The 18,127-nt window shown below is 45.8% G+C and carries 15 protein-coding genes and 17 tRNA genes; 31 read left to right on the top strand and 1 reads right to left on the bottom strand.

What is annotated here, in order from left to right; translation table 11 throughout:
- The first annotated feature begins 483 nt into the window (after positions 1–483).
- From ACFPXP_RS01220 to ACFPXP_RS01350, 27 genes are all read left to right on the top strand, one after another.
- Positions 484–559, top strand: a tRNA-Asn gene (locus ACFPXP_RS01220).
- A gap of 3 nt (positions 560–562) precedes the next feature.
- Positions 563–655, top strand: a tRNA-Ser gene (locus ACFPXP_RS01225).
- Between the two features lie 9 nt (positions 656–664).
- Positions 665–739: transfer RNA gene (locus ACFPXP_RS01230), tRNA-Glu, on the top strand.
- A 9-nt stretch (positions 740–748) separates the two neighbouring features.
- Positions 749–824 (top strand) — tRNA-Val (locus tag ACFPXP_RS01235).
- A 13-nt stretch (positions 825–837) separates the two neighbouring features.
- Positions 838–911: transfer RNA gene (locus ACFPXP_RS01240), tRNA-Met, on the top strand.
- A 3-nt stretch (positions 912–914) separates the two neighbouring features.
- A tRNA-Asp gene (locus ACFPXP_RS01245) sits at positions 915–991 on the top strand.
- 18 nt (positions 992–1,009) lie between these two features.
- Positions 1,010–1,085: transfer RNA gene (locus tag ACFPXP_RS01250), tRNA-Phe, on the top strand.
- 16 nt (positions 1,086–1,101) lie between these two features.
- Positions 1,102–1,177, top strand: a tRNA-Thr gene (locus ACFPXP_RS01255).
- 13 nt (positions 1,178–1,190) lie between these two features.
- Positions 1,191–1,275 (top strand) — tRNA-Tyr (locus ACFPXP_RS01260).
- A 10-nt stretch (positions 1,276–1,285) separates the two neighbouring features.
- Positions 1,286–1,359 (top strand) — tRNA-Trp (locus ACFPXP_RS01265).
- A 12-nt stretch (positions 1,360–1,371) separates the two neighbouring features.
- Positions 1,372–1,447 (top strand) — tRNA-His (locus ACFPXP_RS01270).
- Positions 1,448–1,453: 6 nt separating this feature from the next.
- Positions 1,454–1,528 (top strand) — tRNA-Gln (locus tag ACFPXP_RS01275).
- 9 nt (positions 1,529–1,537) lie between these two features.
- Positions 1,538–1,612: transfer RNA gene (locus tag ACFPXP_RS01280), tRNA-Gly, on the top strand.
- A 13-nt stretch (positions 1,613–1,625) separates the two neighbouring features.
- Positions 1,626–1,699 (top strand) — tRNA-Cys (locus tag ACFPXP_RS01285).
- Positions 1,700–1,723: 24 nt separating this feature from the next.
- Positions 1,724–1,812 (top strand) — tRNA-Leu (locus tag ACFPXP_RS01290).
- 19 nt (positions 1,813–1,831) lie between these two features.
- Positions 1,832–1,908 (top strand) — tRNA-Arg (locus ACFPXP_RS01295).
- A gap of 11 nt (positions 1,909–1,919) precedes the next feature.
- Positions 1,920–2,002, top strand: a tRNA-Leu gene (locus ACFPXP_RS01300).
- Positions 2,003–2,481: 479 nt separating this feature from the next.
- Positions 2,482–2,778: a LiaF transmembrane domain-containing protein gene (locus ACFPXP_RS01305; RefSeq protein ID WP_379891635.1), complete on the top strand. Its 297-nt coding sequence runs from the start codon at positions 2,482–2,484 to the stop codon at positions 2,776–2,778.
- Positions 2,779–2,812: 34 nt separating this feature from the next.
- Positions 2,813–3,490, top strand: coding sequence for a PspA/IM30 family protein (locus ACFPXP_RS01310; protein ID WP_379891637.1), 678 nt, complete (start codon positions 2,813–2,815; stop codon positions 3,488–3,490).
- Positions 3,487–3,933 carry a PspC domain-containing protein gene (locus tag ACFPXP_RS01315; RefSeq protein WP_379891639.1) on the top strand — a complete coding sequence of 149 codons (447 nt, stop codon included), beginning with the start codon at positions 3,487–3,489 and terminating at the stop codon, positions 3,931–3,933. The genes ACFPXP_RS01310 and ACFPXP_RS01315 overlap by 4 nt, the downstream gene beginning before the upstream one ends.
- 1 nt (position 3,934) lies before the next feature.
- Positions 3,935–4,648 (top strand): PspA/IM30 family protein, encoded by a 714-nt coding sequence (locus ACFPXP_RS01320; protein ID WP_379891641.1) that lies wholly within the window; start codon positions 3,935–3,937, stop codon positions 4,646–4,648.
- Between the two features lie 174 nt (positions 4,649–4,822).
- Complete coding sequence (gene liaF, locus ACFPXP_RS01325) at positions 4,823–5,470, top strand: cell wall-active antibiotics response protein LiaF (protein WP_379891643.1); 648 nt, start codon at positions 4,823–4,825, stop codon at positions 5,468–5,470.
- A 41-nt stretch (positions 5,471–5,511) separates the two neighbouring features.
- The gene (locus ACFPXP_RS01330; RefSeq protein ID WP_379891663.1) at positions 5,512–6,558 is read left to right on the top strand and encodes a sensor histidine kinase; all 1,047 of its coding nucleotides are present in this window, start codon (positions 5,512–5,514) and stop codon (positions 6,556–6,558) included.
- The gene (locus ACFPXP_RS01335; protein WP_379891645.1) at positions 6,539–7,189 is read left to right on the top strand and encodes a response regulator; all 651 of its coding nucleotides are present in this window, start codon (positions 6,539–6,541) and stop codon (positions 7,187–7,189) included. The genes ACFPXP_RS01330 and ACFPXP_RS01335 overlap by 20 nt, the downstream gene beginning before the upstream one ends.
- 81 nt (positions 7,190–7,270) lie before the next feature.
- Positions 7,271–7,999, top strand: coding sequence for a hypothetical protein (locus tag ACFPXP_RS01340; RefSeq protein ID WP_379891647.1), 729 nt, complete (start codon positions 7,271–7,273; stop codon positions 7,997–7,999).
- Positions 8,000–8,126: 127 nt separating this feature from the next.
- On the top strand, positions 8,127–9,671 hold the full coding sequence (gene zwf, locus ACFPXP_RS01345) for a glucose-6-phosphate dehydrogenase (RefSeq protein ID WP_379891649.1): 1,545 nt from the start codon (positions 8,127–8,129) through the stop codon (positions 9,669–9,671).
- Positions 9,672–9,725: 54 nt separating this feature from the next.
- On the top strand, positions 9,726–11,306 hold the full coding sequence (locus tag ACFPXP_RS01350) for a peptide chain release factor 3 (RefSeq protein WP_379891651.1): 1,581 nt from the start codon (positions 9,726–9,728) through the stop codon (positions 11,304–11,306).
- 52 nt (positions 11,307–11,358) lie between these two features.
- Here the strand turns inward: ACFPXP_RS01350 and sspI are convergent, their stop codons facing one another.
- The gene (gene sspI, locus ACFPXP_RS01355; RefSeq protein WP_379891653.1) at positions 11,359–11,568 is read right to left on the bottom strand and encodes a small acid-soluble spore protein SspI; all 210 of its coding nucleotides are present in this window, start codon (positions 11,566–11,568) and stop codon (positions 11,359–11,361) included.
- Positions 11,569–11,785: 217 nt separating this feature from the next.
- On the opposite strand from sspI, the gene ACFPXP_RS01360 reads away from it, so the two are divergent.
- From ACFPXP_RS01360 to ACFPXP_RS01375, 4 genes are all read left to right on the top strand, one after another.
- A complete protein-coding gene (locus ACFPXP_RS01360) occupies positions 11,786–12,445 on the top strand; it encodes a potassium channel family protein (RefSeq protein ID WP_379891655.1) in 660 nt (219 codons plus the stop codon).
- Positions 12,445–13,236: a TrmH family RNA methyltransferase gene (locus ACFPXP_RS01365; protein WP_379891657.1), complete on the top strand. Its 792-nt coding sequence runs from the start codon at positions 12,445–12,447 to the stop codon at positions 13,234–13,236. The genes ACFPXP_RS01360 and ACFPXP_RS01365 overlap by 1 nt, the downstream gene beginning before the upstream one ends.
- Positions 13,237–13,538: 302 nt before the next feature.
- Positions 13,539–15,218 (top strand): alpha-L-rhamnosidase-related protein, encoded by a 1,680-nt coding sequence (locus ACFPXP_RS01370; protein WP_379891659.1) that lies wholly within the window; start codon positions 13,539–13,541, stop codon positions 15,216–15,218.
- A 432-nt stretch (positions 15,219–15,650) separates the two neighbouring features.
- Complete coding sequence (locus ACFPXP_RS01375; RefSeq protein WP_379891661.1) at positions 15,651–17,960, top strand: helix-turn-helix domain-containing protein; 2,310 nt, start codon at positions 15,651–15,653, stop codon at positions 17,958–17,960.
- The last annotated feature ends 167 nt before the right edge of the window (positions 17,961–18,127 follow it).

Below are 18,127 nucleotides of genomic sequence, written 5' to 3' on the forward strand. Positions count from 1 at the left end.
TCGGGGTGGAAGTGCAGCAATGCATGGAGCTGACGAATACTAATCGGTCGAGGGCTTATCCCATATTTTTGATTTCTACCTTAACGTCACAACAAATACGAAACACATTTGATGTGACAATAGTTCAAAGAAATCAAAAGATACACCTTAATATGACCCAAAAAAGTGACGTGAAGCGCTGTAGCTTATTCAGATACTTTTTCGGGGCCCAACAAGATATTTGATTTCTGCTTAAACGTCACAACAAATACGAAACACATTTGATGTGACAATAGTTCAGAGAAATCAAAAGATACACCTTAATATGACCCAAAAAAGTGACGTGAAGCGTTGTAGCGTATTCCGATTTTTTTTACGGGGCCCATACAAAGATTCCATTAAAAAACCATGATTACATGGTTGACAAAATGTTTTAACGATGGTAGACTGCTTCTTGCGCCCCTGATAAAGGGGACTGATAATGTTCCAATTTCAAAGTAATATTCCCTGATAGCTCAGTTGGTAGAGCACTCGGCTGTTAACCGAGTTGTCACAGGTTCGAGTCCTGTTCGGGGAGCCATCTGGAGAGATGTCCGAGTTTGGTCGAAGGAGCACGATTGGAAATCGTGTAGGCGCCAAAAGCGTCTCGAGGGTTCGAATCCCTCTCTCTCCGCCAGATATTTAAGGCCCCTTGGTCAAGCGGTTAAGACACCGCCCTTTCACGGCGGTAACACGGGTTCGAATCCCGTAGGGGTCACCAAATTAATATGGACGCTTAGCTCAGCTGGGAGAGCATCTGCCTTACAAGCAGAGGGTCGGCGGTTCGATCCCGTCAGCGTCCACCATATCAGATATTGACGCGGGGTGGAGCAGTCCGGTAGCTCGTCGGGCTCATAACCCGAAGGTCGTAGGTTCAAATCCTGCCCCCGCAATATGGAGCTGTGGTGTAGAGGCCTAACATGCCTGCCTGTCACGCAGGAGACCGCGGGTTCGAATCCCGTCAGCTCCGCCATTACAATTTAATAAGCAAGGCTCGGTAGCTCAGTCGGTAGAGCAGAGGACTGAAAATCCTCGTGTCGGCGGTTCGATTCCGTCCCGAGCCACCATAATATGATCAGGTAAGCCGCTGTAGCTCAATTGGTAGAGCAACTGACTTGTAATCAGTAGGTTGGGGGTTCAAGTCCTCTCGGCGGCACCATGTTCATTCATATGGGGGATTAGCGAAGTGGCCAAACGCGGCAGACTGTAAATCTGTTCTCTACGAGTTCGGTGGTTCGAATCCATCATCCCCCACCATTGATTTTATAGGGGCATAGTTTAATGGTAGAACAGCGGTCTCCAAAACCGTTAGTGTGGGTTCAACTCCTGCTGCCCCTGCCATTATCATCGATGGCGACCGTGGCGAAGTGGTTAACGCACCGGATTGTGGCTCCGGCATTCGTGGGTTCGATTCCCATCGGTCGCCCCATTACCTAGGGGGTTAGCCAAGCGGTAAGGCAACGGACTTTGACTCCGTCATGCATAGGTTCGAATCCTATACCCCCTGCCATGATTACATGCGGACGTGGCTCAGTGGTAGAGCATCGCCTTGCCAAGGCGAGGGTCGCGAGTTCGAATCTCGTCGTCCGCTCCATATTCCTTAAAGTGGCGCCATAGCCAAGTGGTAAGGCACGGCTCTGCAAAAGCCTTATCCCCAGTTCGAGTCTGGGTGGCGCCTCCACAGCTGCTTTAAGAAACAGCCCTTGCCGGGGTGGCGGAATTGGCAGACGCACAGGACTTAAAATCCTGCGATAGGTGACTATCGTACCGGTTCAAGTCCGGTCCTCGGCACCATTTAACAAAATAAATAGTTGTGCCCTTAGCTCAGCTGGATAGAGCGTTTGACTACGAATCAAAAGGTCGGGAGTTCGAATCTCTCAGGGCACGCCATTAAAACATATGCCGGTGTGGCGGAATGGCAGACGCGACGGACTCAAAATCCGTTTCTGGCAACAGAGTGGGGGTTCAAGTCCCTTCACCGGCATCACATGAAATAACTTCACTTTCGAGTGAGGTTATTTTTTATGTATATTGCGATTAATCATTCACTCATGATCCTCAATTAAATACATTTACCTTTTCTAAATTCGTACAATGATGTATCAAGAGCCTTAGGTCGAGAACCAAAGGCTTTTTTTGTATGTTCTTACTCAGATAAGGTTAGACAGAATATTGAAAGGTACAGTCATTGTCGTTTGAAATCTGATCTTGTCATCACGGGTCTTAGTTCAAGACAGAACTCCGGAATGAAATCGTCCAAGACCTAGGTCTAGGTTTAAAAACCGCCGTCAGTCCGTTTTGATGAGCAGCGCTCTAACCTAGAATAAAGACATAAGGTAATCCATTTCAATCAAGAGCACACAAGACTTCGGTAAAAGCAGCTTCGTGCATTGTCTTAATTACAATCATGCGAAGTTGAAATGGATCTCATAATTAATGTAAGGGAAGGCGGTGAGCAACAATATGAAATTTACTAAAAATACATTTGGTGCACTGCTGTTAATCGCATTTGGTGTCTTGATCATCATCGGTCAATTCGGGTGGTTAATGGGAAACATTCTCGGTTGGATCATTCCGATCGCACTCATCGCACTGGGTTATTATGGAGTGAAGCGTGGTCGGGGTTTCATTGGATGGGTACTCATGATCGTCGGGATCATGATTCTAATGAGTAAACTGTCCGGAGTGATTGGTTGGATTATAGCGATTGGAATGATTTTATACGGAATCAACATGCTGAAAGCGAAAAGCGCAGCATAAGTCAGAAGAAAGACGAACTAAAGGAGGTCGAAAAATGAGTGTAATGAAGCGTGTCCGGGATATTACAGCGGCGACGATACATGAAATGCTGGAGAAATCGGAAAATCCATTGAAAGTTATTGAAATGTACATGATGAAGCAAAAAGAACAAATGAGACAAAATGAACAGCTGCTTTATCAAACCAAAACGCATGCCGAATCACTGAGAGTTCAATACATTCAAGCATTGGCGCTAGCCGAGAAGCGAGGAGAACAAGCAGAATGGGCTGTTAAGGCTGGGGAAGAGCATGCAGCACGGTTGGCATTGCAGGAAAAATTGCAGCAAGAAGAAAAATACGAGCGATATAAACGTTTATATGAAGAAACGTATTCCACTGTATTGGAATTAGAACAGCAGCTGCAAGAACAACGAGAAGAATATCAGGAAATCTGTGACAAACGTGAATATTATTTAGCACGCATACGATCGGCACAGCTTCAAAAGAGACTGAACGAAATGTCCGGAAGTTACGGAATGGACTCCGGCTGGTTCCGCAGGTTGGAGGAGAAAGTAACTGATTTGGAAGTGGAAAGCAAGGCTTGGAACGATTTGCGGAGTGCAGAGAGGTATACGCATGGAAATCCTCATATGAACACAATGTACCGCTCCAGAATCGAAGAAGAGCTTCAAAGCTTGAAAATTAAAATTCAAGGAAGGAGTGAAGAGAAGTGAGCCGTTTATACCGGTCCACCCGAGATAAGAAAATATTTGGCTTATGTGGAGGTTTAGCAGAGTCCTTTAATATTGATGCAACGATCCTAAGGTTAGTTGTTGTTATATCGGTCTTCTTCTCGGCAGGTGCGGTGATCTTGCTCTACATCGTAGCGAGCATGGTCATTCCTAAAGAACCTACCTATCAGTCGAACTTTGCAGGAATGGGATCGTTCCAGCAAAACTATCCCCCAGGTTCGAACTATGGGATGAACTATCAGCAGCCTCCATATGGTGCTGGGGGCAATGGTTTTCAACAATCGTCCCATACGTACTCTGGTCATAGGGATAAAGATCAGTTCGATGAAATGATGACCGAAATTGAAAAGAAGGCATTACTTAAAGAAATTGAAGAGCTGAAGAAAAAACTAAACCAATATGAAAGCATGAAGGGAGACAATTAACATGGGAGTATTTAAAAGAATTGGAGATATGACGAAAGCATCGATACATGAATTTTTGGATAAGGTTGAAGATCCGGTCATGATGTTGAATCAATACATTCGTGACATGGAAGAGGAAATTGCGAAAGCGGAAGTCACTGTTGCGAAACAGATGGCTAGTGAAAGAAAGTGGAAGCATCGTCTAGATGAAACTCGCAGACTTGCTGAAGATCGTCTCATTCGCGCCGAAGCAGCTATTCAAAACAATCAAGAAGAAACGGCAAGACAGCTGCTTGCTGAGAAAGTACAGTTGGATGAAAAGCTGAATGAATATACACAGCTGTATCAGCAGTCTAGTGTTCAATCGGAGCAGCTGCGTTCGCAATTGCACAGCATGAAGGATGAATATTACCAAATGCGCAACAAGCGGAACGAACTGGCATCCAGAGCGCAATTAGCAAAGGCGAAAAAGCAAATGGCACAAGCCGTCAACATCCATTCGATCGAATCAGGCAGTGCTTCACGCGGATTTGGCCGAATGGAAGAAAAGATTATGCAGCTGGAAGCGGAAGCTGAAGTTGCAGGAAGTCCATACAGCTCCTTGAAGGGACCAGGAGCCGTGCACATCTCCGCTGTTCATCAAGAGCAAGTGGAAAGACAGCTACAAATGCTAAAGCAGAAGCATACGTCTAGCCCTTCGGAAGAACCAGCTGAACAGCAATCTAAAGCAGAATAAGAGGTCAGGTTGCGCTTGTAAAACAATTATTTTGCTTCGAAGAAGATTATGATATGCTATAGAAGGCCATGGGCTGAAATTGTTTATCAATTTTGCCTATGGCCTTTCACAGCATCGTACTTTATTCATTTGAGGGCAGTCAGATTCCATACATACTTGAAAGGAGGTGGCTCCATGGGGAATAGGAATCGGAATACAGCCATTCTGTTAATTGCAGCGGGATCCTTTATTTTATTGGGCAACATGATCGGTTTTTTCACCATTATCGGCGGATTCATGATTTGGTTTGGTATCCACAAAATACGAAGCGGCGAAGATAAGACCGGTTATGTGCTTTTGGCAATCGGATTTTTATTTTTCCTTGGCGACCATCTTTCTTTCGTTATTGCGATCATCTTCATATCGTTGGGCTATTACTTTATTCGTTCCAAGCAGCTGCAGGATAAAGGACCCCACATTCAAAAACAGCATATTATGGAAAGCATCAAATGGAACCGAGATCCGTGGGTTCTGCAAAATATGAGTGTTTGGAGCCTGATCGGGGAAATACACTTAGATCTCTCACTGGCACTCGCAGAAGAAAAAGAAACCACAATTATTTTGCAGGGTATTATAGGTGATATCGATTTAATTGTACCGGAGGAAATGGGGATTTCGATTTCGTCCTCCGTCATCTTTGGCCAAATTCATATTGTCAAAGAGCAGGATGCAGGACTGCTGAACAAGGTGCATTGGAAGTCTGATAATTATGAGCAGAGCGAGTACCGGGTGAAAATTATGACGTCCCATATTATCGGAGATGTTGATGTGAAAATATTGTAGAGGAGGTGGCCCATGTGAAGAAGCAGCCGAAACTGACAGGCATGGTCTGGAAAGTGATGGGTGCGACGATTGTTTTCACGATGATTTTAATGGCTGCCGCCTTTTATTTCCTATATAGCAGAGGATATATCCATCTGACGGGACATTGGACAAAGTGGCTTAGCGACAGCTTTTTAGCCATCAGTGCAGCGATTTTGATCGGAGCCGCATTCGGTTATTATCTCAATGGCAAATCGCGGGGGCGATTGGAAGTATTGAATGAATCATTGCTTTATTTAGAAAAAGGGACACTTTCGCGATCCATCCCTTCCTTAGGGGAAGATGAAATTGGCCGAATCGCCGATCAAATTGACCGTATTCGTCAAAAGTGGGAGGAGCAGGTGACAACGCTTCAACGCTTGTCCTCTCACAACGCACAGCTGGCGGAAAGAGCCAGGTTCAGTGCAATTACAGAAGAACGTCAGCGTCTTGCCAGAGAGCTGCATGATGCGGTAAGCCAACAGTTGTTCGCGATCTCAATGACAGCTACGGCGACCAGTCGAACGCTAGAGAAGGATTTAGACAAAGCCAAACGGCAAATTGCGCTCATTGAGGAAATGTCGTCGGTCGCTCAGTCGGAGATGAGAGCGCTGCTTCTTCACTTGCGTCCCGTACATTTAGAAGGAAAAGGGTTGGCACAAGGCTTAAGAGAGCTTTTGAATGAATTGCAGGCAAAAGTGCCGATTGAAATACAGCTGCAAATGGATGATCACGTATTTTTAAATAAAGGCGTGGAGGATCACCTGTTTCGAATTGTGCAGGAGGCGCTCTCCAATACGCTGCGGCACGCTAAGGCGGATCGGCTGGAAGTGAGATTACAGCAGAAGGAAAACATCATTCGCTTATTCATTCATGACAATGGCGTAGGATTTGATTTGGATGATAAAAAGCATACTTCCTATGGTATTGTATCGATGAAAGAAAGAGTGAACGAGCTGGGCGGAGATATGCATTTAATTACTGCACCTGGAAAAGGGACAAAGATTGATATCCGCATTCCTATATTGGAAACGAAGGAGGAAACAGAGCATGTCATCAGAGCCGATTAAAGTACTGCTGGTAGATGATCATGAGATGGTCCGTATTGGATTGGCAGCGGTGCTTGGAACGGAAGAAGGAATAGAGGTTGTCGGTGAGGCCGGAAGCGGTAAAGAAGGTTTGACGCTGGCTGAAATGTATAAACCAGATGTCGTATTGATGGATTTAGTGATGGAAGGCATGGACGGGATCGAGACAACAAGAAGGATGATGCAGATATTGCCCGAATGCAAGGTGATTGTGCTTACGAGCTATATTGATGATGAAAAAATATATCCCGTGATTGAGGCAGGAGCCTTCAGTTATTTGCTGAAAACCTCCAGAGCCTCTGAAATCGCACAGGCGATTCGCTCGGCGGTAAACAATCAGCCAGTGCTCGAGTCTCAAGTCGCGACCAAAATAATGAATCGCTTTCGGCAAAATAAAACGGAAACGATGCCGCATCACGAATTAACAGATCGAGAGATGGAAGTGCTGAAGCTGATTGCCAAAGGGATGTCCAATCAAGAGCTCGCTGATGAGCTTTTTATTGGAGTGAAAACGGTGAAATTTCATGTGACGAATATATTGGCTAAATTAGGCGTTGAAGACCGTACGCAGGCGGCGATCTATGCTTTTAAACACGGATTGGCGGAAGACTAGCAGAGAAGCAGTATAAAATCAGGGCAGCTGGGTATCCTGTTTAGTAGATTGATAGATTTCAATTACTGGGAGGAACCTGGGATGAATAAAACACTGCCCTTTATCATGGTATTGATCATTTCCTTAAGTATTGGATATAAAGTTTGGAATGCGGACAAGGTCACAGCCGATCATCGGGAGCCTGCATTAGAACTCATCTCACACATCCAAAGCATGACTCAGGAGCCTTATACTTATACATTAAAGCAAAGCGGTTATACGGAGGAGAAATTATTGGTAAATGCCGATGAGCTTAAAGAAATATACTCTTCACTCGTACTTCCGATGAATTGCTCTCAAGAGGAAAAGACTAGTGAACGTAGGATTCAATGCAGCAGCAGTGACGCCCTACTCAAGATGATCATCACAGAGCGGATGGCGGAAGACGGATTGTATTATTTAGCACGGCTCGAGGGAATATTATCAACAGTCAGCATGAAGCAGCTGCAGCAGTGGACAAAAGCAGTACAGAACGTATTTCATACAGATGCAACAGGGTATGGCTGGAATGTGCTTGTCGAAGCTGACGAATCCCTTCATACTCCCCATAATGCATATGATTTGATGCGAGTATTGGATGGTCTGAATGCGAAGCAGGTGGATACTTATACCGATCAAGCGATGGAGATTACTTCTTATTATGCAGAGGAACTCGCAACGGATCATGCGAAGGATTTTTATGCAAATCTTCAGCTTATTGAACATGAGAACACGTACGAAAACGAGAAGCGCGTGATCCTTACGTACCCGATGATTTCATCAGAATTTTAGACAGGATTATGAAAAAAAGGGCATCAGAGTTGTTGAGCGGATATTAGGGTTGTGCTAAACTCATTTAAAGACATGTGTTTTTACATACAAACATATGAAAAAATATACGTGGAGAGAATGATGTAAAATGAGTCAAAATACACTCAAATCCTTGGATGGGGCAGTTCTTTTTATTTTTGGCGCGACAGGAGACCTTGCAAAACGAAAACTGTTTCCCGCCATCTACAGCTTATATAAAGAAGGTAAATTATCTGAGAACTTCGCAGTCATTGGTCTGGCAAGAAGACCAAAGACGAAAGAGCAGTTCAGGGACAATCTGCATGCGTCGATTAACGAATTTTCCAGATACGATCAAAAAGACACCGAGCGCTGGAATCAATTTGTAGAGCATTTTGAATATATGTCTTTAGATACGCAAAATCCGGAAGGCTTTAAGGATTTAAATGTGCTGACACAAAGCTTGGAGGAAAAGTTCAGTTTGAACGGCAACCGTCTGTTCTATCTTGCACTGGCTCCAGAGCTGTTCGGCGGAGTTGCGCAAAACCTTCGTGTCGGAGGACTGCTGGAAAGTGGCGGCTGGCACCGTTTAGTGATTGAAAAGCCGTTCGGATATGATCTAAAATCCGCAGAAGAGTTGAACAAACAAATTCGCGGAGTATTTGAAGAGGAAGAAATTTACCGTATCGACCACTATCTTGGCAAAGAAATGGTTCAAAATATCGAGGTTATCCGATTTGCGAATGCTTTCTTTGAACCATTATGGAACAATAAGCATATTGCTAATGTGCAGGTAACGCTGAGCGAAACAGTGGGCGTAGAAGAACGCGGCGGATATTATGATCATTCCGGTGCACTTCGTGATATGGTGCAAAACCACGCTCTGCAGATCGTGTCTATGATCGCGATGGAAGCACCAAGCCGCTTGGAAGCTGAAGATATTCGTGATGAGAAGGTGAAAGTGCTTCGTTCGATTCGTCCGTTTGCGGATGATCAGGACCTTCGCAATCATGTCATTCGCGGACAATATAAAGCTGGCTCCCATGGCGGTAAAGATATGCCAGCCTATCGCGATGAGCCGAACGTCAATCCGGAATCGGTGACGGAAACGTTCTTCGCTGCAAAGCTGCACGTTGACAATTTCCGTTGGGCAGGCGTACCTTTCTATGTGAGAACAGGTAAAAGAATGCCTGCAAAATCGACCGAGGTTGTTGTAGAGTTTAAAAATGTGCCAGATCATGTATATTTGGCGAAAAACAATAATCTTCGTCCGAATCTGCTTGTCATTCGCGTAAATCCGGAGGAAGGCATCTATATTAAGATTAATGCCAAAAAGCCGGATTCCGAAAGATCTATCGTACCTGTAGCGATGGACTTCTGCCAGAGCTGCCAAGTTGGAATCAATACGCCGGAAGCCTATGAAAGACTGCTCTTCGATGCCCTGTGCGGCGAATCGACTTACTTTACGCGTTGGGACGAAGTGGCTACGGCCTGGAGCATTATTGACCAGATTGCAAATTCTTGGTCGAAGGATGCCAGCGATTTGAAGTTTTATCCTGCAGGAACTTGGGGACCAGAGGAGTCACATGAGTTGCTGGCCCGAGACGGATTTCATTGGTGGCCGGTTAACGGACAGGAAGAAGATGACGTCATCTGGATTTCCGGCAAATCTTAATACGGTTTTGTTATTGATGAAAGTTAAAAGTTGAATTGAAGGGAATATGAATAAATGAGCAAACCATTGCAAAGCCGACTGGCGGAAGAGGTCGGCAAACGTAGAACGTTTGCGATTATATCCCACCCGGACGCGGGAAAAACAACGTTGACGGAAAAGCTCCTCCTCTTTGGGGGAGCTATTCGCTTGGCAGGAACGGTAAAGGGCCGCAAAGCCGCCAAGTTCGCTACATCGGACTGGATGGAAATTGAGAAGCAGCGGGGGATCTCCGTTACTTCTTCAGTCATGCAGTTTGATTACAAGGGACATCGCGTCAACATTTTGGATACACCGGGTCACCAGGATTTTTCTGAGGATACGTATCGCACGTTAACGGCGGCGGACAGCGCTGTCATGATCATCGACTCTGCAAAAGGTGTCGAGGCTCAAACGAAGAAGCTGTTTCAGGTATGTCGCATGCGGGGCATTCCAATCTTTACGTTCATTAACAAATTGGACCGAGAAGGCCGGGATCCGTTCGATTTATTGGAAGAGATCGAACAAGTCCTTGGCATTCGTTCTCACCCGATGAATTGGCCGATCGGAATGGGGAAGCAGCTGTGCGGCATTTATGATCGTCATAAGCAGCAGGTTGAGCTGTTCGATGAGAACGATACCGAAAAGATCGAAGTGACGGAGGTTTCCGGGTACGACGATCCGAAAATTCGGAAAATGGCGGGAGAGCACCTGCACGATCAGGTTCAGCAGGAGCTGGAGCTGTTGGATGTGGCAGGGGATGATTTTGACTTTGAGAAAGTGCGCCAAGGGGAATTGACTCCCGTATTTTTTGGCAGTGCGGTAAACAATTTTGGGGTGCAGACATTTTTAGAAAACTTCTTGACTTTGGCACCAACGCCGACGGCTCGCAAAAGCAATGAAGGAGAAGTCGAGCCGACAGAGACGAAGTTTTCCGGTTACATTTTTAAGATCCAAGCGAATATGAATCCAGCTCATCGGGATCGAGTTGCTTTCTTGAGAATCGTTTCGGGGAAATTCGAAAGAGGGATTTCCGTATATCACGCCAGAAGCAATAAAACAATGAAGCTCTCACAGCCGCAGCAATTTCTCGCACAGGATCGGGATATTGTCGAGGAAGCTTTTCCGGGGGACATTATTGGTCTATTTGATCCGGGAGTGTTCCGAATTGGGGATACACTAGCAGAGGACCGCAGCTTAGCTTTTGACGAGCTGCCTACGTTCTCCCCGGAGCTTTTCTGCAAGGTGACCGTGAAGAACGCCTTGAAGCATAAACAATATCAAAAGGGCATTGATCAGCTGACGGATGAAGGAACGATTCAAGTATTTAAGACGCCTCATTTCGAGGATGTCATTCTCGGTGTTGTCGGACAGCTGCAGTTCGAGGTATTTGATTACCGCATGAAGCATGAATATGGCGTAGATATTCAAATGCAAAGGTTGAACTACCAATTTGCCCGTTGGCTCGTCGGCGATGTCGATCCAAATAAATTCAGAATTAATTCAACCGTTGTACTTGATAAAAACCAAAATTATGTTGCGCTTTTCGAAAATGAGTATGCGATGCGCAGCAGCATGGAAAAGTTTCCTGACATTCAATTTTTGGAGACTGCACCATAAGATTGAATTTCATGAAAAGTTGAAAGCTGCCTTAAAGGCAGCTTTTTTTACATTAATGCAGGTGCTGTTTGAGTGTTTCAACCATGTGATTTTGCTCTTTCGCGTCTGTATTCTTCCATATGATTTCAAATAATACGCCTAATCCAGGCAGGGCCTTCTCATCGCCATCCACGGACCCGTCAATAATGTCATATAATTCGTCATTTTCCTTATCGTGCACACGTTGAATGATCGCTTGCCGCAAATCTAAAGTAACGCCCATTTCGTTCCCTCCCAGAATCAATAATGAAATCCTTCATAATGTGCGCGTTAATGGAGCATTTCATTCCGAGAAAGAAGTGTTACGATTTCCTGTTATACGTTTGGGTGAAAACGATGTTATAATGGGTTTGTTATTCTACATTCTACATGAACCGTCAGCGAAAGAAATGCGGCATCATCATATTTAGTATGGAAAGCGGAGATGGGGGAAACGATAAATGAAGAAGAAACAGTTTGTGGTGATCGGCATGGGCCGATTTGGTTCGAGTATTGCCCAAACTTTATATGAGCTTGGTTTTGAGGTACTGGCCGTAGACGAAAATGAAGATAAAGTTCAAGATGTAATCAATGTCACGACACATGCCGTTCAGGCGGACTGTACCGATGAGGAAGCGCTAAAGGCACTCGGCATTCGAAACTTTGATGTGGTCGTTGTTGCGATCGGACAAGATATTCAAGCGAGTATTTTGACGACGCTCATGATGAAAGAGATGGGTGCAAAGCAACTGATTGTTAAAGCTCAAAGCGAACTTCACGGAAAGGTACTTACGAAAATTGGCGCGGATAAGGTCATCTTCCCTGAACGTGATATGGGGGTTCGGGTCGCGCATCATTTAATATCCCCGAATATTATTGATTTTATCGAGCTTTCCGACGACTACAGTATCGTGGAAATTACAGCTTCTACCGAAATGGTTGGACATACAATTAAGGAACTCGATATTCGTGCGAGATTCGGATGCAACGTTATTGCCATTCGTTCAAACGGGAAAATGAATATTTCCCCTTACGCGGATGATGTGATTAACGAAGGCGACATATTGATTGTCGTAGGCAATAATGAAGATTTGAATAAATTCGAGGTGTCCTTCTCTTGATGAAGGAAAATATACAATCGACAAGCAACCCGAAAGTGAAAGCGTGGTCGCAGCTGCTCACGAAGAAGGGAAGACAGCAGCAGGGTAAGTTTTTGGTTGAAGGGATCCACTTGGTGGAAGAGGCTCTGAAGTCCTCCTTTGATGTGGAGTGTGTCGTGTATGACGAAGATCGAGGTGTGACCGAAGAGCTGAAGCCCTGGATCGACCGAAAAAGTAAGTGGATCGCCGCATCGCGTGCTGTGATTGAGAAGTGCAGTGATACAGTGAATGGACAAGGGGTCTTTGCGGTTGTTGAGACGCCGGTATTTGATGAGAGCAATCTGATGAAAATGGATGCTCCCCTCGGAGTTATCATCGACGGTCTGCAGGACCCCGGCAATCTCGGCACCATCATCCGAAGTGCGGATGCGGCGGGCGCCTCCTATGTTGTCGTTGGAAAAAATTCGGTTGATGTGTATAATCCGAAGACGATTCGTTCGACCATGGGTTCATGCTTTCATCTGCCCGTGGTATCAGCCGATTTAGGCGAATGGCTGAATGCGGGGCGACAAGCCGGCGTTCAAGTAGTCAGTACACGGCTCGGCGCTTCTGAGAACTGCTATGACATCGATTATAGGCTGCCAACCTGGATTATTATTGGGAATGAAGGACAAGGGGTGTCTAAGGATATTACTCCCTATGTCACGAAGGAGATCATGATTCCGATGAAAGGACAGTCGGAGTCGCTCAATGCTGCAATGGCTGCCACCATTCTGTTGTATGAAGCGCTGAGACAGCGGGATTTTAACTGAATATATGGGATAGAAATGACTTCATTATGGAACTTCCTTTGCGTGAAACATGTCTTAGAAGCAGAGGGGGGAGCATGATGAAGTTTTTTTATATGATTTTAAAGATGAATACAAGCAGTAGCCTGAATCTGTTGGGGGATATGAATAAAGGGCTACATGCTCATTTGAAGTGATTATTTATAAAAGGAATACAGTCATGATAGATTCATATATATTGTATTTACTGCGCATATCTTAACGTGAGCTTCTAGTGATACAAGCTGATAGAATGCGAATGGAAGCTAAAGGAGTGTTCGATTCCGATGAGTAAGTCATATGATAAGCTTCGAATGGAGAAGGATCCTCGCACCCGCGCATATGTTGATCCTGTGCGGATCGTATGGAAGAGTGATGAACCGGGGGCGATCGAGAATGAAACTGTGTTATTGGAAGGACTTGACGGACAATCCTCATTATCGGCCGTCAATCCGTTTAACCTGCGTAATAAAGGGAAGCCTGCAGGGATCCTGCTTGATTTCGGCATCGAGCTGCACGGCGGTGTTCAAATTTGCGTATGGCAGGGGGACCATCCTGACCGAGTCGCCAAACTGCGGGTAAGATTCGGGGAGTCGGCGATGGAAGCGATGAGCGACATCGGGGGCGAGCGCAATGCGACGAATGCTCATGCGATGAGAGACCAGATCATTGAGGTCAGCTACCTGGGTGCGACGGAAATCGGGAACAGCGGGTTCCGATTCGTTCGGATTGATCTGATGGATGAGAACCACCATCTGGAGCTGCGCAGCATTCGGGCCGTATTCTTGTATCGGGAGCTAGATTACTTGGGAAGCTTCAAGTGCAGCGATCCGCTGCTGGAGAACATCTGGATGACCGGAGCTTATACAGTGCATCTCAATATGCAGGATTATCTTTGGGACGGCATTAAGCGCGATCGTCTAGTGTGGACCGGGGACATGCATCCGGAGACATCGACGATCCAAGCGGTGTTCGGCAGCCACGACATCGTGCCAAGAAGCTTGGATTTCAAGCGTGACCGCTACCCGCTGCCGCAGTGGATGACGATGCCGACTTATTCGATCTGGTGGATTATCATTCAGCATGATTGGTATATGCAGAACGGGGACTACGCTTATTTGGCGGAGCAGCGCGACTATTTGCGCGGCCTGCTGAGGCAGCTGACACAAGTGATCGGGGAAGACAACTCGATCGACATTCCGCGTCCGTTCCTCGATTGGCCATCGTCATCCAATCCAACAGGGGTGAAAGCCGGTGTACACGCGTTGTTCGTCTGGGCTTTCGAAATCGGCGCAAAGCTAAGCCGCTTGTTAAATGACGAGGATACGGCGGAATTGTGCGACAAGTATGTGAAGCGTCTGAAGGCAACTGTCCCGCCGCACAACGGAAGCAAGCAGGCGGCTGCTTTGCTCGCGTTGACCGGGATGATTGATTTGAAGGAGGCCAACGATCAGGTGATTGCGCCGGAATCGCCGAAAGGATATTCGACCTTCTACGGCTATTACATATTAAAGGCACGAGGAGCGGCAGGAGACATCGAGGGTGCGATGCAAAGCATTCGCGAATATTGGGGCGGAATGCTGTCGTTAGGAGCGACGACGTTCTGGGAAGATTTCGATATCGCCTGGCTCGAGAACGCAGCCCGCATCGATGAGCTTACCCCGGAAGGAAAGGTGGACGTTCATGGTGCGTACGGCGGCTATTGCTATCAAGGCTACCGCCACAGCTTCTGTCATGGGTGGGCTTCCGGACCGACGGCTTGGCTGACCGAGTATGTGCTGGGCGTGCGGATCCTCGAGCCAGGCTGTAGAACGATTCGAATTGAACCGAACCTCGGCGATCTCGAATGGGCGGAGGGAACGTATCCGACACCTCACGGTATTCTCGAGATTCGCCACGAGAAGAAAGCCGATGGTTCGATTGCTACAACGGTGAAGGCGCCAAAGGGCGTCACCATTCATCAATAATTGAAAAGGATAAGTAAGAGGTAGGAAGCCGATCTTCAGTAGGTGAGGATCGGTTTTTTTCTTTGTAGTAATCTCGATTTCTCATATCGAATGATTATGTCGCAGCTGTGTCTCTATCGATACTCATATGAAATGATCATCCCTGCGGATCAGCTTCTATGCTATAGTAGGTCTAATGAATGATCATTTTGGAAGATGATCTGAATTGAGGACAATCAATAGAATGGATACCTGAGATAAATCAGCAAAACATCGGAAATTGTGTATCGAATGAAATGTCGATCCGTGTTTGAAGTAGGTAAACAGATAAAGGTCTAAAATGAACAAATTGCGTACTCTTTCACAGCCCTAATTGTAAGCGGATACAATATCATTTGGTGCCAATGCTTGATGAAGGTGCCGCTGAATCGAGTGAAAAAGAGGTAATGGTCTATGCTTGAAAAATTCCGAAAAACTTTTTCAATCAGATCGATGCGAAAGAAGGTCCTTATCGTTGCTTCACTTCTTGCAACTATTCCGGTATTGGTGATGGGAACGACGGCATACTTGATTGCGAGCGATAATATGATTCGCGAGATTAATGCCGCGAATCAGCAAACGATGCTGCAAATTCAGCAGAGAATCGACGAAAAGCTGATTACACTCGAAAATATTACTTTGCAGAACTCGACGAATCCGACGTTCACGCATTTTTTGTCGCTGTCTAATCCTTTGGACGATATCGAAGCGTTCGGCTTAACGATGACGATCCTAAGCTCCATGCAAGTGCTTATAGATGATGTGGATTCCGTATACTTGTACCGTCCGGATAAAGGTCTGGTTGTTTCGCCGGATCTCGGCATGACGGACGATCGGGTGCTTCCGGATTATGTAAAGGAGGCATTGTCAAAGGAGCCGTCCAAAATCTGGCTCGATCATCAGTTGGAGTCTCATGCTTACCGCGACGGACTGCATCAAATTACGTTTATTCGAAAAATGAATACGCATGGACACAGCTCTGCCGGCTATTTGATCGTTAATTTAGACGAAACGACGTTGTTTCGCATCTTCAGCAATATGAATCTAGGCGATAATCGGGAGCTGCTCATTATAACGCCAAGCTCCAACATCTTTTCCGATCTGTCCAAGAATGTGCTGGAAGAGCCTTTCGAGGAATACAGCTTTATCCGCAGCATTATGGAAAATTCCTTAACCGAAGACATGTCGACGGTGATGGTGGACGGTCTTAGGATGTCACTCAGTTATGTGCAATCGCCTCATAACGGCTGGAAATATGTCACCATCGTGCCGTTCAGCGATATGACACAGCATTTGCAGCAAATTAAGCAAACGACCTTTGCCATCTGCCTACTCCTCGTATTCATTAGCGCTACCGCATCTGGCTTGCTGTCCAAACGATGGCTGTACGCACTGCAATCGTTAATGGAGTCGATAAAAAAGAAGTCGGGGCTCCCAGAGGCTCAAAATGGTCAAAACGAATTTGTATTGATTCGCAGCTATTTTGAATCGTTAGAGCAAAATAACGAGCAGCTCGAGAGGCAGATTGGGGAATCGATGCCGATTCTAAAGAACAACTTTATTCAAAAGCTGTTTACCGAGCCGTATCGTGACGATATGAAGAAGCAGGCAGCTTATTACGAGATACCAGGGAAATATGATTATTATTCAGTCATCTGTATCGAATTGGATAATATGCGCGGGCACACAGAGGAAGACAGCAATTTATTCCATTACGCGGTGATGAATATTGCGAAGGAAATCGTCAGCCGTCATGGGGATGGAATCGTTGTACAGATTCATAGCGGACATATCGCTTTATTGCTGAACCATAAAGAACAGAATCCGTCAGAGGATCAGCAAACGAATGTATTCCATATGGCGGAGAACATTCGGAACATTGCTGAATCTTTGCTGCATATCACCGTCACGATGGGAATCGGTCACAGCTATGAAGGACTTCATCAGGTGCGAAAAAGCTTCCGGGAAGCAATGGAGGCACTCGATTATCAGTTGGTGCAAGGAAGCGGCAAGGTACTGTATATCGGTCAAGTCAAACTCGAGGGCTGCTCATTGAACTACCCTTACGAATGTGAGCATCAGATCATGACGAACTTGAAGTTCGCCAATCTTGTGAAAATTCAAGATTTGCTGGACGATTTCGCCCACGCATTAAAATCTCAAGCAGCGAATTACGACCAGGTCCGGCAATCCTTCATGCAGCTTCTCGCGGCTACACAGCGAAGCATGCTTGAGCTGGATGCCAGCAGTGCGGCGATCCATAACTACAACCTATATCAACGATTGTTCGAGTTAAATACGACGGATAAAATTGTTCATTGGTTAAAATCGGAGGTCTATCCGCCGATGACCGAGCATATTCGCTCAAGATTAGAGCAGCGTACACACAGTACGATTCAGAAAGCACTCGATTACATTCAAGAGTACTACGATTCCGATTTATCCATGCCGATGGTAGCCGATGTCATATCCATGCCTGTGTCTCACTTCAGTCATATGTTTAAGATGGAAGTCGGAATGACCTTCTCGGATTATGTGATCGCCTTGCGGATGGAGAAGGCCAGACAGATGCTAGAAAATACGGATACCCGAATCTCCGAAATTGCGGAAAAGCTGAGATACAATAATCCTCAAAATTTCATTCGGGTCTTTAAAAAAATGAACGGGATGACGCCTGGAGAATATCGCTCGCGGCGCACGAAAATTGCGGGAACAGGCGGATAATCATTACAAATGATAAGATGAACTTCCTCAAAGTGAGGAGTTCATTTTTCTGTGAAAGCCGTATTTCCTCGTATTACCGTTGTCGCTGGAACAAAGCGGGGGCCAAGAACACTTGAGTCTAAAGAAGGCAACAGGATGCCCGGTAGAACGAATTTCGTCTACAAGGT

The sequence above is a fragment of the Marinicrinis lubricantis genome, assembly GCF_042658665.1.
GTDB lineage: Bacteria > Bacillota > Bacilli > Paenibacillales > KCTC-33676 > Marinicrinis > Marinicrinis lubricantis.